The following is a 25,069-nucleotide window of genomic DNA, read 5'->3' on the forward strand; positions in this document are numbered from 1 at the left end:
TTGAGCTGGAGCCGCAACGAATATCGCGGCTTACCCTGACGTTTGTTTTTATTGTCGTCGTTAGCCGAGTATGAGGATGGCCGATCCCGCTGTCTGTCCCCATTTTGGGTACAGCCCGCACAGTCTCAGGGCTTGTCGGTGGACAGGCAGAGCGCGAACAATTGGCGCTGGCTGGAGATGCCGAGGCGCTGGTAAGCGCGCTTCTGGTAGGTGATGACGCTGGTGGGCTTGATGCCCATCAGGTCGGCGATTTCGGCGGCGGTGCGGCCTTCCAGCACGCCCCGGACGACGTCCAGTTCGCGTTTGGCCAGCGAGGGGCACAGGCGGCGCACCCGCGCCAGCATCAGCTGCGGGATGCCGAGTTGGTTCTGGCCGTGCATGACGTAGTGATGGCGCGCGGCGTGCCCGATCAGCGGCGCCAGCGCCTCGACCAGCGCGATCTCGCCCGGCTCGAAGTTGCCGTAGCTGCGGTCGCGGTAGAGGTTCACGGACAGCCAGATATGGTCGGCCGGCTGCACCATCAGCGACAGCCGGTCGCACACGTTCGGGTCGCTGTAGCATGCCGCGCGATACCCGGCGTGGTCGATATCGTCGGTGTTCTGCTGGTGGATGATCAGCGACGACCCGGAACTGGCCTGCGGTGCGGCCGTGATCACGCGCTGGTTCCCGTCGAGCAGGTAGTAGTGGCGCGCGTATGCATCGGCGACATCGCGCAGGAAGCGCCCGCCGCGATGGTCGGCCACCGAGACGGTGCGCGGGCGGTTGCCGAATTCGTAGGCGAACACGGTGCACTGCGAAATCTTGGCCGGCTCGGCCAGCGTCTTCAGGACCTCGGCGGCGAATGTGGTGTTATCCGCCTGGCCGATCGCCGCCACCAGCCCTGTGACCCGAGACAAGTCGAGCAGGGCGGCGGGAGCGGGACGGTCAAGGGACCAGTAGCGCATGGCGGGACAGGAAACGTAAATGATTCATACCGTTTCAGGCTAGCACCTTAGTACGGTAGCGTCAAACGAGGTGGTCCGGCGCCCAGGTCGGACCAATCCCGGCGCGACCGCCCCGTTTGTCAAAGCACGATGTGGTTGCGGGGTTCGGGAAGCGGGGCAAGTCGCGCTCGCCCAGCATTGTGCGCAGCTCCAGAGTTAGTGCTTGCTGCAGGCGCCCATCATTTTTCGCGCGGCGCGCCGCTAGCGTGTCAAAGCGAGATAGAGGCTGCCGAATAGAAAACCGAACAGCGCCGAAGATACGCACACAGCGCACCAAAGCCCAAACTGGTACAGCTCCTGCCGCTCTTTGCAGGCGCGCTGCTTGTCAAACGTCCGGCGATGTTTTGTCCTGCGGCACACGCAGTCGTCGGCCGAAGCGTATTTGTTGAAGCGCTCGCTGTAAACGTTCGCGCCCAGCAGCGATGCGATGTCGAACATAACACGGATCAGTTCTTCGGATGGGTCCCTTGCGCCCGCTATTCCGAAGCGGTCAAGGCGGACGCTGGCGCGCCTGGCGCTTTTCAGTCGAACCACCTGCTGGCCATGCGCCCTGAACGACACTGCCTTATCCAGGATCAACTTGTCGCATCGATTAACTGCCGCCAGCCATGCTTCTACGGAGATCGGTGATGTCCGCAGCCCCTCATATGCAATGTAGACGTACGCGCTCAATTCGGCCTCCGCACTGACAACGGGCAGTCGAGGATCAAACCGGATTTGATCTTTGATCGGCTTACGGGGATCCACCTGCCCTGGATGGATCTCTTGTAGGAATGTTCCTACCCCGCTGTACAGCCGTAAGCAGGGAGTGTGCCAGCTAGCGCGAACTTTTAAGAATCAAGGGCTTATGCGGGTAAGCGGGCAAATGGGGCCCGTGCCCGAATGAAAGATGTAAAAGATGGCGACACACTCGTTGGTCGTGCGACCGTCACGGCTTGGAAGCTCCGATCTGATCGAGCTCACGCTTGAGTGCCAATTTTTCGAGCTTCTCCATCGGGAGCGACTGGAAAAGATCGAGGCGATATTTGATTTCCCTGCAAACTTTTGCGAAGGCGTGCCGGACTTCCGCGTCGGTTCCGTGACAAAGCACCGGATCTTCAAAGCGCCAATGCGCTGTGATCGGCTGGCCGGGCCATACCGGACACGGTTCGCCCGCCGCGGCGTCGCACACCGTGATCACGAAATCCATGTGCGGGGCGGACGTCGCCTCGAACTCGTCCCACGACTTACTTCTCAGCTTCTCCAGCGAATATCCGAGCGAACTGAGTTCTTCGCACGCAAACGGATTGACCGTGCCGGTTGGATGGCTCCCTGCGCTGCAGGTTTTGAAGCGTCCACCGCTCGTCGCATTCAGCATGGCTTCGGCCATGATGCTGCGCGCCGCGTTCCCGGTGCAGAGGAACAAGACGTTGTACGTTTTGTCGTTCATGGAAAACTCCTTGGCCTCAAGAAGAGAATATCTGATCAGTCCAGATCCGAAGCGTCGTGCCGCTCCGGAACCTGTTCCTCCGGCTTCCCGCGCACGCGGTTAACCTTGCGGCCGCGGATAACGGCGGGACGTGCACCGACCTCGTCGGCCCAGCGCTTGACGTTCTTGTAGTCGTGCACCGACAGGAATTCCGCCGCATCGTACAGTTTCCCCCGCACCATCCCGCCGTACCAGGGCCAAATCGCCATGTCGGCAATGGTGTACTGGTCGCCGGCGACGAAGCGATGCCCGGCCAGCTGACGGTCCAGGACGTCCAGCTGGCGCCTGGTTTCCATGGCATAGCGGTCGATCGGGTATTCGAACTTCTCGGGTGCGTAGGCATAGAAGTGACCGAAGCCGCCACCCAGGAAAGGTGCCGACCCCATCTGCCAGAACAGCCAGTTCATTGTCTCGGTGCGCGCCGCCGTTTCCTTCGGCAGGAAGGCGTCGAATTTCTCCGCCAGATACATCAGGATAGAGCCTGATTCGAACACGCGCAGCGGTTCGTCGCCGCTATGGTCGACCAGCGCCGGGATCTTCGAGTTCGGATTGATGTCGACGAAGCCGCTCGAAAATTGGTCGCCTTCGTTGATCCGGATGAGCCAGGCGTCGTACTCGGCGCCGGTATGGCCCAGCGCGAGCAGCTCTTCCAGCATGATCCCGACCTTCACCCCGTTCGGCGTCGCCAGCGAATACAGTTGCAGCGGATGCGTGCCTACCGGCAGGGCCTTGTCATGGGTAGGGCCGGCGACCGGGCGGTTGATGTTCGCAAACGTCCCCCCCGACGACGCGGGAGGAACCCAGACAGCTGGCGGAACATACTTCGCTTGGTCAGTCATCAACATCTCCTCGAACCTGTGATGCTGGACATTCTAGCCGCGACGGTGGCCACAGGTACGTGCACGATATTTCAACGGGCGGCCGTGACGCTTCCAATGCCCGAGACCGATTTATTGACGATGCGCGGGTTGCCGTAATAAGTCAGGTTGCCCATGCCTTCGACGTCCGCGGTGAGCTTCTCGCTCGCATAGATCGAGACGGCGCCGATGCCTTCGAAGCTGACATCCGCTTCCTGCGCGATCAGGGCTTTGGTATCGACTTCGCCGACGCCTTCGGCATCAATGCGCACGTGGCGCACCTTGCCGTTAATTTGCAGGCTGCCGGCGCCACGGTAATCCACATCGAGGCGGTCGCCCTGGATGTTGTTCAGGCGGGTGAGGCCCGCGCCTTCCGCATCGAAGCCGGTCAGCGATGGCATCGACACGACAATCCGTTCGTGCTTTCTCATCCTGATGTTCGAGTCGTCATCCATGCCAATGCGCAGCTCGCCATTAACGACCTTTGTCGTCACCCGGCCGATGTATTTCGGATCGCCGTGCACGGTCACCGAAAACGGCTTGCCGGCGTCAACCGTCAGGTTCATCGCGCCGGAGATGGCGATCTTATTGAATTGCGTCACGTTGCGGGTTTGTTCGTCGGCGTGCGCCGCGACGGTGGCAATGGACAGCAGAAGGGCGAGGGTTGTACGCAGCATGTTTGTCTCCGGTTCGGTGGGTATGCATTGATTCTACGGAAGCCCGCTTTGCCACGCGTCTATTTGCGATGAACTGCAAAAAACGTGGTCCCAAACGACCTGGGGTGCGCTTTTGTAAAATTTCTCAGGGGCTTGATGGTGTTGGTCGCGCTAACGGGACATCGGTCTGCCTTTTTCTCCGACGTTATTCCCACACGGAATTTTTCGAAATGGATTTTGGTTTCATTGCTGGTCGTTGTCGAGACCGTTGTGTCATCTGACATATTCACGCTCCGGCACATCGCAGAAATTTGTGGCAAAGTAAGCGAGTACCGAAGGGGGTTGAGGGATCTATGTGCTGTTGCCGGCGGCGCGTAGCATTCACCTGACTGAGAGAACGCTGTGATGTTGCATCCGACCGTTGCGTCACCTGTTCACGCGCTGATCGTCGACGGCGATAGCGGGATGCGCACGATGCTTACAAGCTATCTTGCGGACAATGAAATGCGCGTCAGCGCCATGTCCCATGGGCATGGCGTGAGTGAGGCGATGCAGCGCGAGATCTTCGATGTCCTTATCCTGAACCCGAGGCTGCCCGGCGAGGACAGCATGCAGATCGTGCGCCGCGTGCGGGACGAGTCCGATATTCCCATCATTGTGATTACTGGTCGCAATGAAGAGGCCGACCGCGTCATGTGGCTCGAGTCGGGCGCCGACGACTACTTGGGCAAGCCATTCTCCCCACGCGAACTGCTGGCCAGGATACGCGCACTGTTGCGCCGCTCGCGCGCGCAGCAGACCGTCGCGCAAGGCCTGGCGCGGGTTCGTGCGTATCGCTTTGGCGGTTGGGAACTCAATGTCCGGCTGCACCGTCTGGTCGCTCCAGGCGGCACGGTGATCGCACTGACCAATGCCGAGTTCCACCTGCTTGCCGCCTTCCTCGCCGCCCCCCAGCGTGTGCTATCGCGGGAACAGCTGCTCGACCTGTCGCGGCTTCATGGCGCCGAGGTGTACGACCGCGCCATCGACGTCCAGGTGGGGCGCCTGCGCCGGAAACTTGATTCAGCCTGCGTGCATGAGGACCTGATCCACACCGACCGCGGCGCAGGCTATTCGCTGACCGTCGCAGTTGATATTGTTCACTAGCCCACCAGCTACTTGCCGTCCAGCTGATCGAGCGATTCGGACAGTGTGGCGCGGTGATGCCTGACCGCCTCGACCGCCTCGGCACGAACCTCAGCGCTGTTACGGACGCTGTTCGCCTGACGGGCAACGACAGGCGGGGATGATCCTGTGGTAGCGCCGCGCGTGTCGCCGGCCTGCGTCATTGTGCTTCGGCCGGGTGCGGGCGACGCGGTCGGCGGCTGTTCCTGCGGCGTGGCATTGCCGGTGTCACGCGCCTCAGGCTGGGGCTGTACGTTCGTCGCCGCCTGCGGCTCCTGCCCCATGCATACGGAAGCGAAGGCCGTGGCCCCGAACAAGGTCAAAGCCCTCAGGGGGGAATAGTATTTCATCGTCGTTCTCCCGGTCACGTGCTGACTCGCAGGATCGAGCCTGAGCCTGCGATGTGACGCGTGTGTGTCCGTCATCGGATCAACGATTTCATTTGACACGCACGCAAAGTCTCGCCGGCAGGCCATGCCCCAAAAACGATGGATGACTTGCTGGCTTCCGGCTGGGCGTTTAACGAAACCTTAACGCGGTTTTAACGCTGAAACCACGCGCGGGCATGTATATTCTTTTCGCCGTAACGCCAAACGGTGCATCTCGCATCATGGCCAATCGTGGATCGGGCGACAATAACGTGTTAAACAGTTTTGCCGTTCGGCTAGGACGGCGGCTCCAGTGGGCAGGCCCGTACGCCATCTTTGTGCAGATGACTTTAATTGGCATGGCGGCGCTGTCGATTTCCCGCCTTGCGCTGGTCGGGTGGCAGTGGGACCGGGTCAGCGCGACCGGCATGATGGCCAGCGTACTTCTCCAGGGTATTCGCGCGGACCTGATATTGCTCGGCTACTTCACCGTCATTCCCATTATTTTGCTCGCTCCGCTGACCTGGGCGCTGCCGGCGCGTCTCTTGAGGATTATCTGCACCTCCTGGGCCACGATCGCCCTGGTCCTGATCGTGTTCATGGAAGTGTCGTCGCCGCAGTTCATCACGCAGTTCGACGTCCGGCCGAACCGCCTGTTCATCGAATACCTGCTGCATCCGAAAGAAGTCGTCGCGATGCTGTGGAATGGCTTCCGCTTTACGGTGATCGCAGGCGTAGGCGCCTCGATCCTGCTTGGTGCTGCGATTTTTTACGTCCTGCGCGTGGCGTCCGCCAGCGCCGTCACCTGGCCGGCCAGACGGTTATTGTTGATCTGGCCCCTGGTGTTCCTGCTGGTGTGCGTCCAGATCCGGTCGACCACGGCGCACCGGCCGGCAAACCCCGCCTTGTTCGCGCTCACCGGCGACGCCATGGTGAATTCGCTGGTCATCAATTCACCGTGGGCCGTGCTCGATGCACTGCTGTCGATGCGCAAGGAGGCCAATTCATCCGAGATCTACGGCCCGTTCCCGCGCGACAAGGTATTCGAGACGGTGAAGTCGGCGTCGTGGCTGAAAGACGCTGAATTCACATCGGCTGAACTTCCGACATTGCACCGGCAGGTCGCTGCGATCAAGCGCGACAGGCCGCTGAACCTCGTGATCGTCCTTGAAGAAAGCCTGGGAGCGACATTTGTCGAATCGCTCGGCGGCCTGCCGGTCACGCCGGAACTCGAGAAGTTGAAGCACGACGGCTGGTGGTTCCAGCAGCTTTATGCCACCGGCACGCGTTCGGTGCGCGGGATTGAAGCAGTTGTGGCGGGTTATCCGCCCACGCCGGCGCGCAGCGTGGTGAAACTCTCGCTGGCCCAGCAAAACTTCTACACGCTGGCGCTTGGCCTGGGCAGGGAAGGTTACGCGACCGAGTTTGTTTATGGCGGCGAAGCCCATTTCGATAATATGAGGAGCTTCTTCACGGGGAATGGGTTCCAGCGGGTTGTCGACCGCAACGACATGACGCCGGTGTTCGAAGGCAGCTGGGGCGCGTCGGACGAGGACCTGTTCAATAAATCCCTTGAGCGCCTGACGACGCTGCATAAAGAAGGAAAACCGTTCTTCAGCCTGATTTTCAGCTCGTCGAATCACCAGCCATTCGAGTTCCCGGACGGGCGCATCGAACTGCACGATTCACCGAAGCAGACGGTCAACAACGCCGTTAAATATGCTGACTTCGCGTTGGGGCGATTCATCAGCGAAGCGAAGAAACAGGACTATTGGAAGGACACCATTTTCCTTATCGTGGCAGACCACGACACGCGCGTATATGGAAACAGCCTGGTCCCGATCAAGAAATTCCACATTCCGGGGCTGATCCTCGGCGCGGACATCCAGCCGAAACGCATCGCCGCCGTTGCAAGCCAGATCGACCTTGGGCCGACGCTGTTGTCATTGATGGGCGTGTCGAGCCAGCATCCGATGATCGGCCGTGACTTCGCACGCGATAGCGACAGCCCGGGCCGCGCACTGATCCAGTTCGATAATTATTTCGCGTGGCTCGAAGGGACTACGGCAACGATTCTCAGGCCGGGCAAGAGCCCTGTGCTGGCGAGCTATGATGCGGCGAGCGGCGATGTGTCGATCGAAGCGGCTGCGCCCACCCCGGCGCAGATCGACACCGCGATGGCGCATGTGATGCTGCCATCGATCGTGTACCGCGAGCGGCGCTACAAATTAGCCAGATAGGGAGAATCATCCGCCGCTTACTCGCTGACCTTTCCCCGTAACGCCTTCACCTGGCCGCTGCGCGTCTTCTCGTCCAGCCTGCGCCGTTGCGAACCGCGCGTCGGCCGCGTCGGCCTGCGCACCACTGGCACCTCGGCCGCGAGGTCGACCAGCGCCTGCAGCCGCCGCAACGCATCTTCCTTGTTCTGCTCCAGGCTGCGCGATTGCTGCGCCTTCAGCACCACCACGCCGCCTTGCGTGATGCGCCCGTCGCGCATCTCCAGCAGCCGCGCCTTGATGGCGGGCGGCAGCGAGGAGGCCGCAATGTCGAAGCGCACGTGCACGGCGCATGAAACCTTGTTGACGTTCTGCCCGCCCGGCCCCTGCGCGCGAATGGCGCTGAACTCGACTTCGGCTGGGTTGATCGCGACAGTCATCATGGGTTGATCGAATTAACGTGCTGGTGTTTAATGCGATCATGATAAACCCTTCGCAAGGCAACCACGTGACGACGCAATTCTTTCCTGGATTCCGCACTTCCTTAGTGGAAGTAGCGCCTGGCGTGCAGATCAATACCGCCGTCGGCGGAAATGGCCCGCCGTTGCTGCTGCTGCACGGTCATCCGCAAACGCACGTCATCTGGCACAAGGTCGCGGCCGCTCTGTGCGACCGCTTTACTGTCGTCACCTGCGACCTGCGTGGCTATGGCGATTCGTCCAAGCCGCGCGGCGACGCATCGCATGCCAGTTACAGCAAGCGGACGATGGCCACGGACGTGCTGAAAGTGATGCAGTCGCTTGGGTTCGCCCGGTTCCGCGTCATGGCGCACGACCGTGGCGCGCGGGTCGCCCATCGCCTTGCCGCCGACCATCCGGAAGCGGTGCAGCGCCTGGTCTTGCTCGATATCGCGCCGACCCTGGCGATGTACGAAAAGACCACCGAGGCATTTGCGCGGGCGTACTGGCACTGGTTCTTCCTGATCCAGCCTGCGCCGATGCCGGAGCGGCTGATCGAGGCCGACCCGGCCGCCTACATCACGGATGTCATGGGTAGCCGCAGCGCCGGCCTGGCGCCTTTCGACCCGCGCGCTTTGAAGGAGTACCAGCGCTGCCTGGCCTTGCCCGGCGCCGCCCACGGGCTGTGCGAAGACTACCGGGCCTCGGCCTCGATCGACCTCGAACACGACCGCATCGACCTGGAACGCGGCTACCGCTTGCCGATGCCGCTGCTGGTGTTGTGGGGCGGGCAGGGCGTGGTGCAGCGCTGCTTCGAGCCACTGCGGGAATGGCGGCAGGTCGCCGGCGACGTTTCCGGTGAAGCGCTGGCGTGCGGCCACTACATACCGGAAGAAGCGCCGGAGCTGCTGTTGGCCCGTGCCTTGCCGTTCCTCGCCGTGGAAACCCCCTGAGCGGCGAGCGTCAGGCGCGCGGCCGGATCGCCGCCGCGATCGCCGTTCCAAGCTCGGTGGTAGTCGCGCTCCCACCCAGGTCGGGTGTCGCCGGGCCCTGCAGCAGCACCGTTTCGATGGCCCTCATGATCGCGTCGTGCGCCGCGGTGTAGTTCGCGTCGCCGTTGCCAAGGAAGTCCAGCATCATCGCGCCGGACCAGATCATGCCAATCGGATTGGCGATGTTCTTGCCGAAGATGTCAGGCGCCGAGCCATGCACCGGCTCAAACAGCGAGGGGAAGGTGCGGTCGGGGTTCAGGTTGGCTGACGGCGCGATGCCGATCGTCCCGGTGCCGGCCGGGCCGAGATCGGACAGGATATCGCCGAACAGGTTGGACGCCACCACCACGTCGAAACGCTCCGGCGACAGGACAAAGCGCGCGCACAGGAGGTCGATATGGTACTTGTCCCAGCGAACGTTTGCAGGGACGTTTAATCGTAAGTCGGGAAATGGAACGGTGTCAAACGAGCCGCGTATCCACCCGAATCCGGCAATCTCGCCGATAATTCCGTATGCGTAACTCATCTGATGTGAACAATGAACGGTAGTGAACTTCGCGCCTGTGCCCTGCAGTGCCTGCTTGAAACCGACCCAGTCCTTAAAGCCGGCAAGGTGGCGGCGATGTCCGCGGCCTGGCTTGCGGGCGAACTGGCGCTGGAGCCGGACGCCGCCATGCCGGGGTCGGCAGCGATTCCGGGCCGTCCTGAACGTCCGGCGCTGGTCGCGCCACGCCTGGTGGGGCGCCGTTCGATGGCGACGGTGGAAGGGCGCGCCATGCTGATCCATGCGCTGGCCCACATCGAATTCAACGCGACCAACCTGGCGCTCGACGCGCTCTGGCGTTTCGCGGGAATGCCGCCCGATTACTACACCGACTGGCTGCGGGTTGCGAGGGAGGAAGCGATTCATTTTTCGATGCTGTCGGCGCACTTGCAAACGCTGGGTTCCGAGTACGGCGATTTCCCGGCGCACGACAGCCTGTGGGAGATGGTCGAGCGAACGCGCGAGGACATCGTGGCGCGCATGGCGCTGGTGCCGCGCACGCTCGAGGCGCGCGGCCTCGACGCGATCCCGCCGCTGCGCGCCAAGCTGGCCCAGGCCGGCGACATGGCGGCGGCACAGATCCTCGACCGGATTTTGCAGGATGAAATCGGACACGTCGCGATCGGCAATCACTGGTATGTCTATCTGTGCGGCCAGCGCGGATGGGAACCGCGCCCGACCTATGACGAACTGGCGGCGCGTTACCGCGCGCCGGCGTTGAAAGGGCCGTTCAACCTCGATGCGCGCCGTCTTGCGGGCTTCACCGAAGCCGAACTGGACAACCTGGCCTGACACGCATGCCGGCGAACCCGCAGGATCGCCGGCATGGTCTTACTCCTCGTGGAACGCTTCTTCGCGCTTCTTGCGCAAGGAAGGCAGCAGCACCACCGCCATCGCCGCAACGGCCAGGCCCAGCATGACCGCGCTGATCGGACGCTGCACGAACACCATCGGGTCGCTGTGCGACAGCAGCAGCGCGCGGCGCAGGTATTCCTCCATCATCGGTCCGATGATGAAGCCCAGCAGCATCGGCGCTGGTTCCGCGTCGAGCTTGGCGCAGATGTAGCCGAACAAGCCGAACAAGGCCATCAGCCCGACATCGAACTCCGCGTTGTTGAGGCTGAATACGCCGATCGCGCAGAACATCAGGATCGCCGGATACAGGCGGTGGTAGGGAACCATGATCATCTTGACCCACAGCCCGATCATCGGCAGGTTCAGGACCACCAGGAACAGGTTGCCAAACCACATCGACACGATCAGGCCCCAGAACAAGGCTGGCTGTTCGGTCATCACCGCCGGTCCAGGCTGGATGCCCTGGATGATCATCGCGCCGATCATCAGCGCCATCACCGGGTTGGACGGAATGCCGAGCGTCAGCATCGGGATGAACGAGGTCTGCGCACCGGCGTTGTTGGCCGCTTCGGGCGCCGCAACGCCTTCGATGGCGCCTTTGCCGAATTGCTTCGAGTTCTTCGACACCTTCTTCTCGAGCGAGTAGGCGGCGAACGACGCCAGCATGGCGCCGCCGCCCGGCAGGATGCCAAGTGCCGAACCGAGGCCGGTGCCGCGCAGGACCGGTCCGATGATGCGCTTGAAGTCTTCCTTGTTCAGCATCAGCCCGGAAACTTTCTTCATCACCAGGTTGCGGGTCTCGTCATGTTCCAGGTTGCGGATGATTTCGCCGATGCCGAACATGCCCATCGCCACGATCACGAAGTTGATGCCGTCGGCCAGCTGCGGCATGTCGAAGGTATAGCGCTGGGCGCCCGAGTTGACGTCGGTGCCCACCAGGCCGAGCAGCAGGCCGAGGATGACCATGCCGATCGCATGCAGCAGCGAGCCGCTGGCCAGCACGACCGAGGCGACCAGGCCGAGCACCATCAGCGAGAAGTATTCCGCCGGGCCGAACTTGAGCGCCAGGTCGGCCAGCGGCGGTGCGAACAGCGCCAGCAGGATGGTGGCGACGGTGCCGGCGAAGAACGACGCCAGCGCCGCGGTCGCCAGCGCCTTGCCGGCGTTGCCGTTGCGGGCCATCTGGTAGCCATCGATCGCCGTGACCACCGAGGATGACTCCCCGGGCAGGTTGACAAGGATCGCGGTGGTCGAGCCGCCGTACTGGGCGCCGTAGTAAATACCCGACAGCATGATCAGCGCCGAAATCGGCGGCAGCCCGAAGGTGGCCGGCAGCAGCATCGCGATGGTGGCGATCGGGCCGAGGCCCGGCAGCACGCCAACGGCGGTGCCGACGAACACGCCGATCAGGCAGTACATCAGGTTAGTCAGGGTAAATGCGGTTTCGAGGCCGAGGCCAAGGTTGCTTAAAATTTCCATGTTTTTCTACTCACCCACCAAGCCAGGGACCAAAGATCGGCATCGGCAAGCCAAGCAGCTTGACGAACACCACCACGGCGAAAATCGCCAGGCCGCCGGCCAGCAGCGCTGCCTGGCCGAGACGGAACTTGGGACTCGCGTACGCGCTCAGCATGACAATCACCAGCACGGCCGGAACCAGTCCGGCGCCGCGCATCAGGAAGCCGAACAGCAGCACCGCCGACAGGACGATGACAAGTTCCTTGATGTAGAACTTGCTGACCGGTTCACCAGGCGTCAGCAGGGAGCGCACCACGGCAATCGCGCCGATCAGGGTCAGCAGGCCGCCGAGCACGGTGGGGAAATAGGCAGGACCCATGCGGCCCGCTGTGCCCATTTCGTAATCCAGGCCGATGACGATCGCGCCCAGTCCGAAGAATAGAAAAATGATGCCGGTCCAAAAGTCCTTTGGATGGCGAATAAATGATGGCACTGCGAGTCCCCTTATTACTTTTTATATTTACTCATGGTGCTGCGCCCGGTAACGGGGGCTGCGCCATGTGCCGCTTGTTACGTGAGCGAGGACCGGTCTAGTCCGCGTACACGCCTGCCTTCTTGATGATCGCACCCCAGCGGTCGATTTCCGACTTCAGGTGCGCGCGCAGTGCTTCCGGACGGGCCTTCGCGTCAGCAACCGGCTCGGTGCCCAGGTCGGCGAAGCGTTGCTTGACGACAGGATCTTTCAGCGCCACTTGCAAAGCGCCAGCCAGGCTGTCGATGATTGGCTTCGGCGTACCTTTTGGTGCATACAGGCCGTGCCACACCGCGACTTCGAAGCCCGGCAGGCCGGATTCGTTCAGGGTCGGCACGTCGGGCATGGAAGCCAGGCGCGTCTTGGTGGTCACGCCATAGGCCTTGATCTTGCCGCCTTTGATCTGGCTGGTGGTGTTGGTGGTCTGGTCGCACATGAAGTCGACCTGGCCGCCCAGCAAATCGTTCATCGCAGGGCCGGTGCCCTTGTAGGGAACGGTGGTCAGGTCGGTGCCGATCGCGGTCATGAACAACATGCCGCACAGGTGCGACGCCGAACCCACGCCTGCGTTGGCATAGGTAACCTTGTCCTTGTTGGCTTTGACGTAGGCGAGGAACTCCTTCAAGTCCTTGGCCGGGAAGTCCTTGCGCGCCACCAGCGTCATCGGCACGTCGGTGATCAGGCCGATCGGCTCGAAGCTGTCGATCGCATTGTAGGTCAGCTTGCGGTACAGGCCGGGCGCGGTCGACTGGCCGATGTGGTGCAGGAACAGCGTGTAGCCGTCCGGCGCCGCCTTGGCGACGCGTGCCGCACCGATCGTACCGCCGGCGCCGCCGACGTTTTCGATAATGATCTGCTGCTTGAGTTTGGTGCCCATCGACTGGGCCACCAGGCGCGCAACCGTATCGGTCGGTCCGCCGGCGGCGAACGGAACGATCATCGTGATGGTCTTGGTTGGGTAGGGCTGGGCATGGGCCAATGCGCTGCCGAACAACGCCAGGCATGCGACCGAACGCAAAAGTGTAAGTTTCATCGAGTTGTCTTCCTCTAAGCTCTGTTTTAAGTATGCGGATCATTGCGTGGAGCGGGGCCAGGGGCTTGCCGGACTCAGCAACATTTTCAGCGAACGCCGCCGCTGCCTCACGCAAGGATTGTTGTACCAGTTAATAGATAGATGTGCAACTGTGGAAAACCGCAGTTCGGGCCGTTTTTTTGACGCCGGCCAGAATCAGCGCATGGCAAACCGGCTTTCTTTTGTTGCGATATTATGCTGCATCGCACATTTCCGGAGTCGCCATGCAAGGCGTGGCTCCGTGACGTATTTCCAAGAGGATTGAATGAAGAAGTTATTTGTTGTTGTTGCCCTGTCGATCGCCAGCGTGGCCTCGGCACAGGAAGTCGTCAAAATCGCCCACGTCGGCGCGACCACCGGTCCGGTGGCCTACTTCGGCAAGGACACCGAGAACGGCGCCCGCATGGCGATCGAGGCGCTCAACGCGCGGAATCCTGTGATCGGAGGCAAGAAGGTGCGCTTCCAGCTGGTCGCGGAAGACGACGCCGGCGATCCGAAGCAGGCCACCGCCGTCGCGCACAGGCTGGTCGACGCCAAAGTCAACGCCATCGTCGGACACCAGACCTCGGGCACCACGATTCCCGCGTCGAAGATTTACTACTCGGCGGGGATTCCGCAGATTTCGCACTCGAGCACCAGCCCGAAGTACACCCAGCAGGGCTTCAACACGACCTTCCGCGTCGTCAGCAATGACATGCAGCTGGGCCGCGCGCTCGGACGTTACGCGGTCAGGCAGATGGGCGCGCGCCGCATCGCCGTGATCGACGATCGCACCGCCTACGGCCAGGGGCTGGCGACCGAGTTCGCCAGGGGCTTGCAGCAGCAGGGCGGCGCCACGGTGGTGGCCAAGGAGTTCACCCACGACAAGGCGACCGACTTCACCGCGATCCTGACCAAGATCCGCGCCACCAAGCCGGACCTGGTGTTCTTCGGCGGCATGAACGCGGTCGCCGGCCCAATGCTGCGCCAGATGAAGACACTCGGCGTGAATGCGAAGATGATGGGCGGCGACGGGATCTGCTCCGACGAAATCGCCAAGCTGTCGGGCGGCGCCATGGCCGATGGCCAGGTCGTCTGCGCTGAAGCGGGCGGGGTCGAAGCTGCCGGCAAGCCGGCGCTGGACAAGTTCCGCGCCGACTACAAGAAGCGTTTCGGCATCGAGGTGCAGATCAACGCGCCGTATGCCTACGACGCGGTGATGACCTTTGCCGATGCCATGACGAAGGCGGGCTCCACCGCGCCGGCAAAATACCTGCCGGAACTGGCGAAGATCCGCTACAAGGGCGTGACCGGCACTGTCGCTTTCGATGAGAAGGGCGACATCCGCGACGGCACGCTGACCCTCTACACGTTCAAATCCGGCCACCGCACCATGCTGGCGGTGACCAAATAAGGACGCTTATGCGGCCAGCGCCGGTGCCACGCTTTGTTGCGTGGCCGCCAGTTGCCGGTTCACCGCCGACAGTACCGCCTTGAACGAGGCCGTCACGATATTGCTGTCGATGCCCGCACCGAACAAGGTCGGGCCGTTGGCGACACGCAGTTCGACATAACAGGCCGCGCGCGCGTCCGCGCCCGAGCCGATCGCATGCTCGTGGTAATCCATCAGCTGGATATCGATGCCGAGCGCATTCACGAATGCATCGATCGGACCGTTGCCCGACCCAGGCATGGTGCGGCGCAGATGGTTGTCGATGACCGCCACCTCCACCTTCACACGTTCGCCAGCGCCGCTGTTCTCCGTCATCGAATGCGAGACGTAGCTGTACGGCCCATCGTGCTCGAGGTATTCGCGCGAGAACAGCGCGTGGATGCCGGCGGCGGCGATTTCCCGGCCGCTTGCGTCGGCCTGGCCCTGCACCACGCGCGAGAACTCGATCTGCAGGCGGCGCGGCAATTCCAGTCCATATTCCTGCTCGAGCAGGTAAGCGATGCCGCCCTTGCCGGACTGGCTGTTCACGCGGATGACGGCGTCATAGTTGCGGCCGAGGTCGGCGGGGTCGATCGGCAGGTAAGGCACTTCCCAGATCCCGCCGGCCTGCTGCTGTGCGAAACCCTTCTTGATCGCGTCCTGGTGCGACCCTGAGAACGCCGTGTACACCAGTTCGCCCGCGTACGGGTGGCGCGGATGCACCGGCAGTTCATTGCATTCCTCGACCAGCTGGCGCACCGCATCGATGTCGGAGAAATCGAGTCCCGGGTGCACGCCCTGCGTGTACAGGTTCATCGCCAGGGTGACGAGGTCGACGTTGCCGGTACGCTCGCCGTTGCCGAACAGGCAGCCTTCGACGCGGTCGGCGCCGGCCATCACGGCCAGTTCGGCTGCCGCTACCGCGGTGCCGCGGTCATTGTGCGGGTGCACGCTGATGACCAGCGACTCGCGCCGTTCGAGGTGGCGGCACATCCACTCGATCTGGTCGGCGTAGACGTTGGGCGTGCTGGCTTCGACAGTGGAGGGGAGGTTGACGATCATCGGCTTCTGCGGCGTCGGCTGCCACACCGCGCTCACCGCGTCGACGATCTGCTTCGAGAAATCGAGCTCGGTGGTGGAGAACGACTCCGGCGAGTATTCGAGGCCCCAGTCGGTTTCCGGATGGGCCGCGACGAGCTGCTTGACCAGTTGCGTGCCATTGACCGCGATCTGCACGATGTCCTCGCGCGACATGCCGAATACGACACGGCGGAACACCGGCGCCACCGAGTTATAGATGTGCACAATCGCGCGTTTCGCGCCGGCCGCCGAGTCCACCGTGCGGCGGATCAGCTCCTCGCGCGCCTGGGTCAGCACGATGATGGTGACGTCGTCCGGAATGCGCTTCTCGTCGATCAGCATGCGCACAAAATCGAAGTCGGTCTGCGAGGCCGACGGGAAACCGACTTCAATCTCCTTCAGGCCGATTTTGACCAGCATCTCGAAGAAGCGCAGCTTCTTTTCCGGGCTCATCGGCTCGATCAGCGCCTGGTTGCCGTCGCGCAGGTCGGTGCTCATCCAGATTGGCGGGCGGGTGATGGTGTTCGACGGCCATTGACGGTTGGCGAGCTGGACGGCAGGGAAGGGACGGTATTTGCTGGCTGGATTGTTCAACATGATTGCTTGCTCCTGTGACTACGGTACGGGTGCCGGGACGGCGCGCTGTGGCGGGAGGCTGCCGGACGGGCCACGTAACGCTAGGCCCGGCAACCGATCGGTAGCTTTAGCAGCAGCGCGCACGTACGAACACCGGCAACCGCGGACGGTGCGGAGCAAGGGAACGACGGGGTGAATTCGAAGGTGGCAGACATCGGAACAACTTTCCTGAAACTACTGGGAGACCGGCAGGGCCGGACGCAAACGGCGGCAATTAAGCGCGTAGTAGCAGGCCTGCTAGCGATAGGACGCTGGCATGCGGCAGGGAAGTCGACAGATGCAGTTGGAAGGACATGGCGTTGACTTTAAGGAAGAGTCGCGCTCGTGTCAAGCATTCCCTTGCCCGACTGGCTGCTTCCTTCCTCGATGCGCAACACCGGGTAGGGATTGATCGCGCCGCCCGCTTCGTAGATTCCGTAGTGCAGGTGCGGCGGCGTTCCCGCGGCATTGCCCGTATTGCCGACGTAGCCAATCACGGTGCCCGTCCTGACCCGCAAGCCGCGCGCCACGTCCGCAAAGCGGTCCAGGTGGGCATAGTAATGGCGCTGGCCGCCCGGGCCGAGCACCCAGACGACTTGCCCGCCCAGCCGGTTGTTTCCGACCCGCATTACGATGCCTTCGGTCGCCGAGTGCACCGGCGTACCGCGCGGCGCGAAAATGTCGATGCCTTCGTGCTTGCGCCCGCCGCTTCGTGCGGCTTGCCAGGTGTCCGTGAGTTTCTTCGGCGTGACGCCCCGCACTGGCACGCTGACGGAGTCCGGCGCCGGCATCGAGGCCAGCCGGATCGCGTAAATGGCGTCGTCGACGTAAGGACCGACCAGCGCATACGCCACCACCAGCAACACACCCAACAGCAGGATTCGGACGATGGCACGCATGGCTTGAATTTTCAGTTCCTGATCCGGGCCGACCAGGCGCTGGTGGCCGACGCCAGCACGATGCAGGCGATCGCGATCCATTGGCTTGCTGTCAGCATCTCACCGAGGATGAGGAACCCGGCCAAGGCGCTGACCGCCGGCGCCGCGCTGCTCAGCATGCCGAACAGGCCCTGCGACAAGCCACGCAGGGCGATCACCTCCAGCGTGTACGGAATGGCGCTGGACAGTACCGCGATGGCAATGCCGGTCAGCACAATGGCAGGGGCGAGCATGGCGGCGCCGGAGCAGGCGATGCCAAGCGGTACGGTGAACAAGGAAGCGACCAGCATGCCCCACGCGACCCCCTGGCCGCCCCGCAACGCCGACGCGCGCTTGCCGAACACGATATACAGCGCCCAGCACAGCGCCGCGCCAAACGCATACGCGATGCCGGCGGGATCGAGCTGCCCGGGGCCGCCGTCGAATGGCAGCAGCAGGTAGAGTCCGAAGATGGCCAGCGCGCAGGAAGCGAAGTCGCGCGGCCGGCGCGACGACAGCAACGCCACGCTCAGCGGCCCGGTGACTTCGATCGCCACCGCGATGCCTATCGGGATACGGTCGAACGCGCGGTAGATCAGCAGGTTCATCATGCCCAGCACCGTGCCGTAGATCAGCAGGTTGACGGCGTCGCGTTTGGTGATCGGCGAACGCCAGGGACGGAATATCGCCAGCAGCAACAGTGCGGAAAAGCCGACGCGGAACGCGGTGATGCCTTCGACGCCGATCAGCGGGAACAGATTCTTGGCGATCGCGGCGCCGAGATTGACGGAGATCTGGCCGCCGAATAGTGCGAGGGACGGCAGCAACACGCCGTCACGGTCTGATTGAAGCAAGGGGAAGTGCTTTCTGGAGATTGTTTGGGAACAGCTTCTGCAGAAACATTATAAGTGACGCTACCCTTGTCGCCAGACGATGCGGTTGCGCCCGGCCTGCTTGGCCTGGTACAGGTGCGCATCGGCCGCTTCGAACATGGCGGAGGCGGTTTCAGAGCCGTGTTCGTGGAGGGTGGCGCCGCCAACGCTGACCGTCAGCACCGGGGCCACCGTCGACGCGGCGTGCTCGATCATCAGCTGCGCGATCTCGCTGCAGATCGCGCAGACCACTTGCTGCGCCTGCGCGGCGTCGGTGTCCGGCATCAGCAGCACCAGTTCTTCACCGCCGTAACGCGCGGCCAGGTCGGCCGGCCTGCGCATGCCGTTGCTGGCGGTGCGCGCGACGGCCCTTAATGCGCGGTCGCCGGCGGGGTGGCCGTAATGATCGTTGTACAGCTTGAAGCCGTCGATATCGAGCAGGGCCAGCGACAGCGGACGCTTGCTGCGCGAAGCGCGCAGCCATTCCGCTTCGTACACTTCATCGAAACGGCGGCGGTTGGCCAGTTCGGTCAGGCCGTCGACGTGCGCCAGTCTTTCCAGCATGCGCCGCTGGCGCACCACTTGCAGGTGCAGCGCGACACGCGCCATGACGACGGTCGCATTGAACGGCTTGGCGATGTAGTCGGCCACGCCCATGCGCAGGCCGTTCGCCTCGTCTTCGGGGCGGTCGAGTCCCGAAATGAAGATGACCGCAATGTGCGCCGTCTGCGGGTCGGCGCGCAGCTGGCGCAGCGTTTCGTAGCCGTCCATGTCGGGCATCATGAGGTCGAGCAGGATCAGGTCGGGCGCATGGCGCGCGGCGCGTTCGAGCGTCTGGGCGCCGTTTTTGGCGAGGATGACCGTGTATTCCGGCTTGAGCAGTTCGCCGAGCACCATCCGGTTGATCGCGTCGTCGTCGGCAACCAGGACCTTCTGCATGTCGTCGAAGCTCATCAAGCGTTTTCTTTCAAGTCCATGTCGAGCGCCTGCGCCAGTTCGGCCAGCGGGACCAGTGCCGCATGATATTCGATGTCGTCGACCGCGCGCTGGACCGCCGCCAGCACGCCAGCGTGGCGCGAGCCGGCGAGCAGGGTTTGAAGCTCGTGCAGCGCGTCCTCGGCGCGCGCGTCTTCCGATTTCAGCAAATTCTCGAGGCGATCGACCAGCCTGCGGCCGTCCGCCGCGGCGTAGCGGCTCGCGACCACCGGCGCTTCAATTTGTCCGAGGCCGCCAAGCACCGTTTCGAGGCTCTCCCTCAGTTCTGTCACCAGCGCGTCGATGCGTTCGAATCGTCCGGCGCGCAGTTCCAGTTCGACCGTGTTGGCCAGCGCGGACAATCCCGACGCGCCAAGGTAGAACGCGCTCGACTTCAGGTTGTGCGTCAGGCTTTCGATGGCGCCGTAATGCGTGCCCGCCAGCGCATCGCGCAAGGTGGGCGGCGCGTCCCGGTACTCCAGCAGGAAGCCGCGGATGCGCTTGTGCAGGCGGCTGTGCTGGCCGTCGACATTGGCAAGCGCCTGCCGCCAGTCCACGCCGCTGATGGCAGGCAGCGCGGCGGCATCATCCTGGGCCGCGCCGGGAATCGACGGCGGCGGCAGCTGGCGGCCGGCCAGGCGCGCGGGATCGATCCAATTGAGCAGTGTGCGGAACAGCAGCGCCGGGTCGATCGGCTTGGTGACATGGTCGTTCATCCCCGCATCCAGGCTCTTCTCGCGGTCGCCCGCCATGGCGTGCGCCGTCATCGCGACGATCGGCACGTGCTGCAGGCGCTTGATGGCGCGGATGCGGCGCGCTGCCGTCAGCCCGTCCACTTCCTGCATCTGGATGTCCATCAGGACCAGGTCGTAATCGGCTTCCTGCGCCATCTGCACGGCTTCGCCGCCGTGGACGGCGACGTCGACCTGCATGCGCGCCGAGGCCAGGAAGTCCAGCGCCACCTCGCGGTTGTTGGCATTGTCTTCCACCAGCAGGATGCGCGCGCCATCGAGGCGCGCCAGGTCCGGCAGCTGGATACCTGGCGCATTGTGCTGCGCCAGCTCGCCTGCGTCGCGCTGCGGTACCGCAAGTTCCGGATGCAGCACCTGGAAAAGGCTGTGATAGAGCAGGGCGGGGCCGACCGGTTTGGTGAGGAAGGCGTGCAGCGGAACGTCGCCCTCGTTCTGCAATACAGTCTCGCGCGACGAGGCGCTGACCATCAGGATGGCCGGCGGTGCGGGGAAGCGCACATCCGCATGGATACGGCGGATGGTTTCGACGCCGTCCCATCCCGGCATCATGTAATCCATCAGCACGACCTGGTACGGCTCGCCCGTATCGACCGCGCGCGCCAGCATCGCCAGCGACTGCTCGCCGGAGCTGGCGGCGTGCGCGGTGACGCCGAAGGACGCCAGCATTTCGACCAGCGCGTCGCGCGACGTGGCGCTGTCGTCCACCACCATCACGCGGGCCTGGTGCAGCGCCGCTGCCGATAGCGTAACGGCGGCGGCATCAGGGTCGCCGATCCCGAGTTGCACCGTGAACGTGAAGCGGCTGCCGGCGCCGGGCGTGCTGGTCGCTTCGATGGCGCCGCCCAGCAGCTCGACCAGCTGCTTCGAGATGCTCAGGCCGAGGCCAGTGCCGCCGTAGCGGCGCGTGATCGAGTTGTCGGCCTGGTTGAACGACTGGAACAGCTGCGCCAGCTGCTCCTTGTTCATGCCGATGCCGGTGTCGGTGACGCTGAAGCGCAGCGTGAGCGCGCCGCCGCAGCGTTCGACCGTGTCGACCGCCACCACGATCTCGCCATGCTCGGTGAACTTGACCGCGTTGCTGGTCAGGTTGATCAGCACCTGGCCGATGCGCAGCGGGTCGCCTACCAGCCGGGTTGGCACGCCGCGCTCCACGCGGAACACCAGTTCGACCGGCTTCGCGCCAGCCTTGATGGCGGTCACGCCGGACAGGTGCTCCAGCATTTCGTCGAGATCGAACGGCACCGCTTCCAGCTTCAGCTTGCCCGCCTCGATCTTGGAGAAGTCGAGGATGTCGTTCAGGACGCCGAGCAGGTGCTCGCCCGATCCGAGGATCTTGCTCAGGTAGTTGCGCAGTTTCGGCTGCGGGTCCGCCATCAGCGACAACCGGCTCATGCCGATGATCGCGTTGAGCGGCGTGCGGATTTCATGGCTCATGTTGGCGAGGAAGTCGGACTTCATGCGGGTGGCGGCTTCGGCGCGCAGCATCGCATCCTGCATCTGCCTGGTGCGCAGGGCAAGGATCCGCATGAACACCAGCATGTCGAACAGGTTTCCGAACTGGAGGGCGTGCATGGTCCAGAAGTTGGCCGGGACCGCGCCGTTGATGACCTGGCTGAGGATCACCGATGATGCGAAGGCGACCGCCCACCCGGCCAGGAAGTAGGTGCCGACGGCATCGCCGCTTCGCGCGCGCTTGAATGCACCGGGAAGGCCGAGCAGCATCGGCATCAGGCCGAGCGTGCTGACGATGGCGACCAGGGTCTCGACGCTGATCACGTCGAGCGCATAGGCAAGCGCGCTCACGACGCACAGCACTGCACCGGTCTTCATCAGGCGGCTGAACAGGCGGTCGGTGCCCGGACGGGCCAGCGCCTGTTCGACGAACAGGTAGGCGCCGCAGGAGGCCATCAGCGCAAACAAGCCGCCCGCGTGCAAGTTCATCCACGCGTTTTCCTTCCAGATGTACTGGCTGCCCAGGCCGAAGAATTCGACCGAGAACATCGTGGTGCCGCCGATCAGCAATGCGTACTTGCCGAATAGCGGCTCGCGCAGGTTGATCCACTGCGCCACGCTATACAGCAGCAGGCAGACGCTCAGGCCAATCAGCAACCCTTGCAACATCTGCTCGTTGAGCGCATCGGCGTGGAACGGGCCCGGTTTGGACAGGCGGATCGGCAGGATCATCGAACCCACGTTCTCGATGCGCAGCAGGATCAGTTGCTGCTGGCCGGGCTTGAGCGGCAGCAGGACAGCAGGCGCGCGCCCGCCGCGTGCGTTCGCTTGCACCGGCTGCAGGTTGCCGAGCGCCGGGTGGCGCTTCACCTGGCCATCGGTGACGACGAACACGTCGACCCGGTTGATGACGGCGTAGTCGATGTCGAGGATCCAGTCGGCGCCGCTTGTAGCCGACAGCGCAATGGGGATGCGCAACCAGACAACGTCCTTGTGCACGCCGAGCGTGGCATACGCGGAAGTGGGCGCCGCGAATTTCGCCGCGGCCGCGAGTGCCTCTTCGGCGCGCAGCGTGCCGCCAGGGTCGCTCAGCACCGTTACCGCCGGCCATGCGTCTACCCGCCCGAGGCGGTCTTCCAGTACCAGCGGGCCGGGCGCCGCCAGCGACAGGCCTGGTATCAGCACCAGCAGGAGGAGCGCAAGGCGCAGCAGCGTCAGCATTTGATCGGTCCGGGTGAAGGGTTTTGTTTGCGGCGGCCGGTCAGCCGCCGTTCCAGCGCGTTCATCCAGCCTGGCGCGCTGGGATCCGCCTGCCAGGTCTCGAGCACGCTTCCGACCTGGTTCAGCAGCGCGGCCGGCAGCTTGAGGGGGCGCGTCTGGTCCATCAGCACCTTTGCGGCGAAGCGGTGGCCGGCTATCCGGGTCACCAGGCGCGCGATCGAAAACTGCGGCAGCGCCAGGCGTACGACGCTGTCGATCACGCGGACCGCGCCCATTGTCACAGCAAACAGCGCGCTTGACGGCCACGAGACCCGCGCTGTGAGGGCCAGCGCCTGCGCGGCATCGGGCCCGCACAGGAAGCGCGTCATCAGCACCGGGAAGGGTTTGCAAAGCGCCAGCGGAATCTCGTTCTCCATCGTTTGCATCAGCGCTGCGCCGAGCGCGGGGCGCGGGTCGGGCAGGAACGATGCACCGCGGGCGCGCGCCTGGATGGCGCCAAACATGGCCTCGGCCTCCGCCATCGTCTCGGGCATCAGCGCGCGCTCGATCCCGATCAGGTGGCCGAGGACGTTCCAGGTGTGCAGGTAGGCCTCTTCGTCGGCCTCGGGGAGACCGATGCCGAGCCGGCGCAAGCCGCGCAGGAACACATAGCCGAAGGTGAGCAGTGTATAAGCCAGTTCATCCTGGTTGCAGGGCAGGCCGTTGCGCCCGACGTCCCAGCCATTCGCCAGCAAGGTGTGGTGCAGGCCCTCCCCTTGCGGAGGCTGCGGCGTAACCACTGCGTAGTCGCGGGCGGCGGCGGGGTCGCCGCGAAGCATCAGGTGGCGGATCGTGGCGTGGATCAGGCGCACCTTGATCGCCTGTGCGACGCCGCCGCCGGCGCCAAGCAGGCCGCCGTGCATCATCACCGGGAAGACCATCGCGGCAGTGGAGCGGATGCGGTAATCGGTGTGCTGCTCCAGCTGCCCGGCGGCGTGCAGGACGCCGGCCAGTTCGGGGACCACATAGCATTCGGGCAGGCTGGCGCAGAACAGCAGGGTGCACGACGTCATGCTCATGTCCATGAACAGCGTTTCGGCGCGCGCTATCTTCGCATCGTCGGCCCAGCCAGGCAATTTCAGTGCGGCGCTGACGTAGTCTTCCAGCGCGGCGGCAATCGGGGCAGCGACATCCGGCCCGGCCTTCCAGTCCGCCAGCGCGCCGTTGGACTGCCACTGCGCGAGCTGGCGGTTGACGATGGCGAGGATGTCAATTGGCGCCTCGGTAGCGGGGCCGAGGATGCGGGCGATGGTGTCGTCAGCCAGCGGATCGGCGCGCAGGCTGGCGGGCTTCATGCGCTCACCTGCGATGCCGGCGCCTGCCAGCGCACGAAGCCGCACAGCGCCGCCAGCAGGGGAATTCCCATCGCGAACAGCGCGATCGTGCGCGTCTCGACCGGGTAGCCCTCGACCATTTGGAACAGCATGCTGCCGCCGTAAATGGCCAGAGGAACCAGCGCATGGCGGCGCGCCACCGGCCGCGCCGCCAGCGGAGCGCGTCCGCGCAGGCTGAGGCGGAAGGCGAGCACGATGACAAAGGATACGAACGCCCAGCCGGCGAATCCCTGCACGGTTTCGCCGAACCACCAGCCGTCGGTCTCGGTCATGATCCACGCCTTCAGCTTGTAGACCATGTACGGGTCGGCGCCGAGGTCGTAGGCAGTGACGACCATCGCGGCCAGCAGCGACATCGCAATCGCCTGCATGAGCGGGGCGGCGCCGTCGGAGGGCGCCTGCCAGACCATCAGGTTGCTGATGATGTAGGCAACGTAGCACAGCGCGAACCACATCAGCGGGATCACTGCCGGGACGTCGCCCAGTCGCGGTCCCAGCACATCGGTGTACGTGTAGCTGCCGAAAAACCAGCCGTAGGACGAACCCAGCTGCTCGGCGATCCAGCCGGCCGCCACGCCGATCACGACGAAGCGGAGCGCGGCGCGGGCGCCCAGCAGGTGGATCGCGCTCGCCCAGCAGCATGCGAACATCAGCACCGAACTGGCGATCAGCAGTTGCGTCGTCTCGGCCTGGCCTCGCATCAGCATCGCAGCGAGGAAGGCAAGCAGGAGGGCGATCGTAATGCGGGGCAGGTGATTTGTCATGAGGGCAGGCTATG

Annotated in this window: 22 protein-coding genes and 1 pseudogene; 5 read left to right on the forward strand and 18 right to left on the reverse strand. The window is 63.8% G+C overall.

Annotated elements, in window-relative coordinates; genetic code table 11:
- Positions 1-125 precede the first annotated feature (125 nt).
- The 5 genes from HHL21_RS03285 to HHL21_RS03305 form a co-directional block, all read right to left on the reverse strand.
- Positions 126-944 (reverse strand): helix-turn-helix transcriptional regulator, encoded by an 819-nt coding sequence (locus HHL21_RS03285; protein WP_169463786.1) that lies wholly within the window; start codon positions 942-944, stop codon positions 126-128.
- 240 nt (positions 945-1,184) lie between these two features.
- On the reverse strand, positions 1,185-1,655 hold the full coding sequence (locus HHL21_RS03290) for a hypothetical protein (RefSeq protein ID WP_169463787.1): 471 nt from the start codon (positions 1,653-1,655) through the stop codon (positions 1,185-1,187).
- Between the two features lie 256 nt (positions 1,656-1,911).
- Complete coding sequence (locus tag HHL21_RS03295; protein ID WP_169463788.1) at positions 1,912-2,412, reverse strand: arsenate reductase ArsC; 501 nt, start codon at positions 2,410-2,412, stop codon at positions 1,912-1,914.
- A 35-nt stretch (positions 2,413-2,447) separates the two neighbouring features.
- Positions 2,448-3,290 carry a glutathione-dependent disulfide-bond oxidoreductase gene (gene yghU, locus HHL21_RS03300; protein ID WP_169463789.1) on the reverse strand — a complete coding sequence of 281 codons (843 nt, stop codon included), beginning with the start codon at positions 3,288-3,290 and terminating at the stop codon, positions 2,448-2,450.
- Between the two features lie 71 nt (positions 3,291-3,361).
- On the reverse strand, positions 3,362-3,985 hold the full coding sequence (locus HHL21_RS03305; protein ID WP_169463790.1) for a head GIN domain-containing protein: 624 nt from the start codon (positions 3,983-3,985) through the stop codon (positions 3,362-3,364).
- Positions 3,986-4,369: 384 nt separating this feature from the next.
- Here HHL21_RS03305 and HHL21_RS03310 point away from each other — a divergent pair, with 384 nt between their 5' ends.
- Positions 4,370-5,110, forward strand: coding sequence for a response regulator (locus HHL21_RS03310; RefSeq protein WP_169463791.1), 741 nt, complete (start codon positions 4,370-4,372; stop codon positions 5,108-5,110).
- Between the two features lie 8 nt (positions 5,111-5,118).
- Here HHL21_RS03310 and HHL21_RS03315 read toward each other — a convergent pair whose 3' ends face one another.
- Positions 5,119-5,478: a hypothetical protein gene (locus HHL21_RS03315; protein ID WP_169463792.1), complete on the reverse strand. Its 360-nt coding sequence runs from the start codon at positions 5,476-5,478 to the stop codon at positions 5,119-5,121.
- 362 nt (positions 5,479-5,840) lie between these two features.
- Between HHL21_RS03315 and HHL21_RS03320 the strand changes: the two genes are divergently transcribed.
- The gene (locus tag HHL21_RS03320; protein WP_169463793.1) at positions 5,841-7,736 is read left to right on the forward strand and encodes an LTA synthase family protein; all 1,896 of its coding nucleotides are present in this window, start codon (positions 5,841-5,843) and stop codon (positions 7,734-7,736) included.
- Positions 7,737-7,753: 17 nt separating this feature from the next.
- Here HHL21_RS03320 and arfB read toward each other — a convergent pair whose 3' ends face one another.
- Positions 7,754-8,152 (reverse strand): alternative ribosome rescue aminoacyl-tRNA hydrolase ArfB, encoded by a 399-nt coding sequence (gene arfB, locus HHL21_RS03325; protein ID WP_169463930.1) that lies wholly within the window; start codon positions 8,150-8,152, stop codon positions 7,754-7,756.
- A gap of 68 nt (positions 8,153-8,220) precedes the next feature.
- On the opposite strand from arfB, the gene HHL21_RS03330 reads away from it, so the two are divergent.
- Positions 8,221-9,123: an alpha/beta fold hydrolase gene (locus tag HHL21_RS03330; protein WP_370659655.1), complete on the forward strand. Its 903-nt coding sequence runs from the start codon at positions 8,221-8,223 to the stop codon at positions 9,121-9,123.
- Between the two features lie 10 nt (positions 9,124-9,133).
- On the opposite strand, the pseudogene HHL21_RS03335 reads toward HHL21_RS03330, so the two are convergent.
- Positions 9,134-9,580, reverse strand: a pseudogene (locus HHL21_RS03335) (isocitrate/isopropylmalate family dehydrogenase); the annotation flags it as partial.
- Positions 9,581-9,700: 120 nt separating this feature from the next.
- Here HHL21_RS03335 and HHL21_RS03340 point away from each other — a divergent pair.
- Positions 9,701-10,498, forward strand: a complete 798-nt coding sequence (locus HHL21_RS03340) for a ferritin-like domain-containing protein (RefSeq protein ID WP_169463795.1) — start codon at positions 9,701-9,703, stop codon at positions 10,496-10,498.
- 39 nt (positions 10,499-10,537) lie between these two features.
- Here the strand turns inward: HHL21_RS03340 and HHL21_RS03345 are convergent, their stop codons facing one another.
- The 3 genes from HHL21_RS03345 to HHL21_RS03355 form a co-directional block, all read right to left on the reverse strand.
- Positions 10,538-12,040: a tripartite tricarboxylate transporter permease gene (locus HHL21_RS03345; RefSeq protein ID WP_169463796.1), complete on the reverse strand. Its 1,503-nt coding sequence runs from the start codon at positions 12,038-12,040 to the stop codon at positions 10,538-10,540.
- 10 nt (positions 12,041-12,050) lie between these two features.
- Complete coding sequence (locus tag HHL21_RS03350) at positions 12,051-12,512, reverse strand: tripartite tricarboxylate transporter TctB family protein (RefSeq protein ID WP_169463797.1); 462 nt, start codon at positions 12,510-12,512, stop codon at positions 12,051-12,053.
- Between the two features lie 97 nt (positions 12,513-12,609).
- A complete protein-coding gene (locus tag HHL21_RS03355; RefSeq protein ID WP_169463798.1) occupies positions 12,610-13,584 on the reverse strand; it encodes a tripartite tricarboxylate transporter substrate binding protein BugD in 975 nt (324 codons plus the stop codon).
- Between the two features lie 304 nt (positions 13,585-13,888).
- On the opposite strand from HHL21_RS03355, the gene HHL21_RS03360 reads away from it, so the two are divergent.
- Positions 13,889-15,016 (forward strand): branched-chain amino acid ABC transporter substrate-binding protein, encoded by a 1,128-nt coding sequence (locus tag HHL21_RS03360; RefSeq protein ID WP_169463799.1) that lies wholly within the window; start codon positions 13,889-13,891, stop codon positions 15,014-15,016.
- Between the two features lie 6 nt (positions 15,017-15,022).
- On the opposite strand, the gene leuA is transcribed toward HHL21_RS03360, so the two are convergent.
- The 7 genes from leuA to HHL21_RS03395 all read right to left on the reverse strand — a co-directional run bounded on the left by leuA (position 15,023) and on the right by HHL21_RS03395 (position 25,055).
- On the reverse strand, positions 15,023-16,714 hold the full coding sequence (gene leuA, locus HHL21_RS03365) for a 2-isopropylmalate synthase (protein WP_169463931.1): 1,692 nt from the start codon (positions 16,712-16,714) through the stop codon (positions 15,023-15,025).
- 341 nt (positions 16,715-17,055) lie between these two features.
- Entirely contained in the window at positions 17,056-17,628 is a 573-nt protein-coding gene (locus HHL21_RS03370; RefSeq protein WP_169463800.1) for a M23 family metallopeptidase, read from the reverse strand.
- Between the two features lie 11 nt (positions 17,629-17,639).
- Positions 17,640-18,500, reverse strand: a complete 861-nt coding sequence (locus HHL21_RS03375; RefSeq protein ID WP_206085530.1) for an EamA family transporter — start codon at positions 18,498-18,500, stop codon at positions 17,640-17,642.
- A 60-nt stretch (positions 18,501-18,560) separates the two neighbouring features.
- Entirely contained in the window at positions 18,561-19,472 is a 912-nt protein-coding gene (locus tag HHL21_RS03380; protein ID WP_169463801.1) for a diguanylate cyclase, read from the reverse strand.
- Positions 19,472-22,918, reverse strand: a complete 3,447-nt coding sequence (locus HHL21_RS03385) for a hybrid sensor histidine kinase/response regulator (RefSeq protein WP_169463802.1) — start codon at positions 22,916-22,918, stop codon at positions 19,472-19,474. Before HHL21_RS03385 ends, HHL21_RS03380 begins: the two co-directional genes overlap by 1 nt.
- The gene (locus HHL21_RS03390; protein WP_169463803.1) at positions 22,912-24,252 is read right to left on the reverse strand and encodes an oxygenase MpaB family protein; all 1,341 of its coding nucleotides are present in this window, start codon (positions 24,250-24,252) and stop codon (positions 22,912-22,914) included. The genes HHL21_RS03385 and HHL21_RS03390 overlap by 7 nt, the downstream gene beginning before the upstream one ends.
- Positions 24,249-25,055 carry a carotenoid biosynthesis protein gene (locus HHL21_RS03395; protein WP_169463804.1) on the reverse strand — a complete coding sequence of 269 codons (807 nt, stop codon included), beginning with the start codon at positions 25,053-25,055 and terminating at the stop codon, positions 24,249-24,251. The genes HHL21_RS03390 and HHL21_RS03395 overlap by 4 nt, the downstream gene beginning before the upstream one ends.
- Positions 25,056-25,069: the final 14 nt, after the last annotated feature.

The sequence above is a fragment of the Massilia polaris genome (assembly GCF_012927275.1).
Classification (GTDB): Bacteria; Pseudomonadota; Gammaproteobacteria; order Burkholderiales; family Burkholderiaceae_D; genus Telluria_A; species Telluria_A polaris.

Bases quoted from the DNA above. Each gene is read 5' to 3' on its own strand.
- HHL21_RS03340 (WP_169463795.1), top strand. From the start codon at position 9,701: ATGAACGGTAGTGAACTTCGCGCCTGTGCCCTGCAGTGCCTGCTTGAA.
- HHL21_RS03315 (WP_169463792.1), bottom strand. From the start codon at position 5,478: ATGAAATACTATTCCCCCCTGAGGGCTTTGACCTTGTTCGGGGCCACG.
- HHL21_RS03385 (WP_169463802.1), bottom strand. From the start codon at position 22,918: ATGCTGACGCTGCTGCGCCTTGCGCTCCTCCTGCTGGTGCTGATACCA.
- HHL21_RS03370 (WP_169463800.1), bottom strand. From the start codon at position 17,628: ATGCGTGCCATCGTCCGAATCCTGCTGTTGGGTGTGTTGCTGGTGGTG.
- HHL21_RS03360 (WP_169463799.1), top strand. From the start codon at position 13,889: ATGAAGAAGTTATTTGTTGTTGTTGCCCTGTCGATCGCCAGCGTGGCC.
- HHL21_RS03295 (WP_169463788.1), bottom strand. From the start codon at position 2,412: ATGAACGACAAAACGTACAACGTCTTGTTCCTCTGCACCGGGAACGCG.
- HHL21_RS03355 (WP_169463798.1), bottom strand. From the start codon at position 13,584: ATGAAACTTACACTTTTGCGTTCGGTCGCATGCCTGGCGTTGTTCGGC.
- HHL21_RS03395 (WP_169463804.1), bottom strand. From the start codon at position 25,055: ATGACAAATCACCTGCCCCGCATTACGATCGCCCTCCTGCTTGCCTTC.
- HHL21_RS03310 (WP_169463791.1), top strand. From the start codon at position 4,370: ATGTTGCATCCGACCGTTGCGTCACCTGTTCACGCGCTGATCGTCGAC.
- yghU (WP_169463789.1), bottom strand. From the start codon at position 3,290: ATGACTGACCAAGCGAAGTATGTTCCGCCAGCTGTCTGGGTTCCTCCC.
- HHL21_RS03285 (WP_169463786.1), bottom strand. From the start codon at position 944: ATGCGCTACTGGTCCCTTGACCGTCCCGCTCCCGCCGCCCTGCTCGAC.
- HHL21_RS03380 (WP_169463801.1), bottom strand. From the start codon at position 19,472: ATGAGCTTCGACGACATGCAGAAGGTCCTGGTTGCCGACGACGACGCG.
- arfB (WP_169463930.1), bottom strand. From the start codon at position 8,152: ATGACTGTCGCGATCAACCCAGCCGAAGTCGAGTTCAGCGCCATTCGC.
- HHL21_RS03305 (WP_169463790.1), bottom strand. From the start codon at position 3,985: ATGCTGCGTACAACCCTCGCCCTTCTGCTGTCCATTGCCACCGTCGCG.
- HHL21_RS03390 (WP_169463803.1), bottom strand. From the start codon at position 24,252: ATGAAGCCCGCCAGCCTGCGCGCCGATCCGCTGGCTGACGACACCATC.
- HHL21_RS03320 (WP_169463793.1), top strand. From the start codon at position 5,841: ATGACTTTAATTGGCATGGCGGCGCTGTCGATTTCCCGCCTTGCGCTG.
- HHL21_RS03345 (WP_169463796.1), bottom strand. From the start codon at position 12,040: ATGGAAATTTTAAGCAACCTTGGCCTCGGCCTCGAAACCGCATTTACC.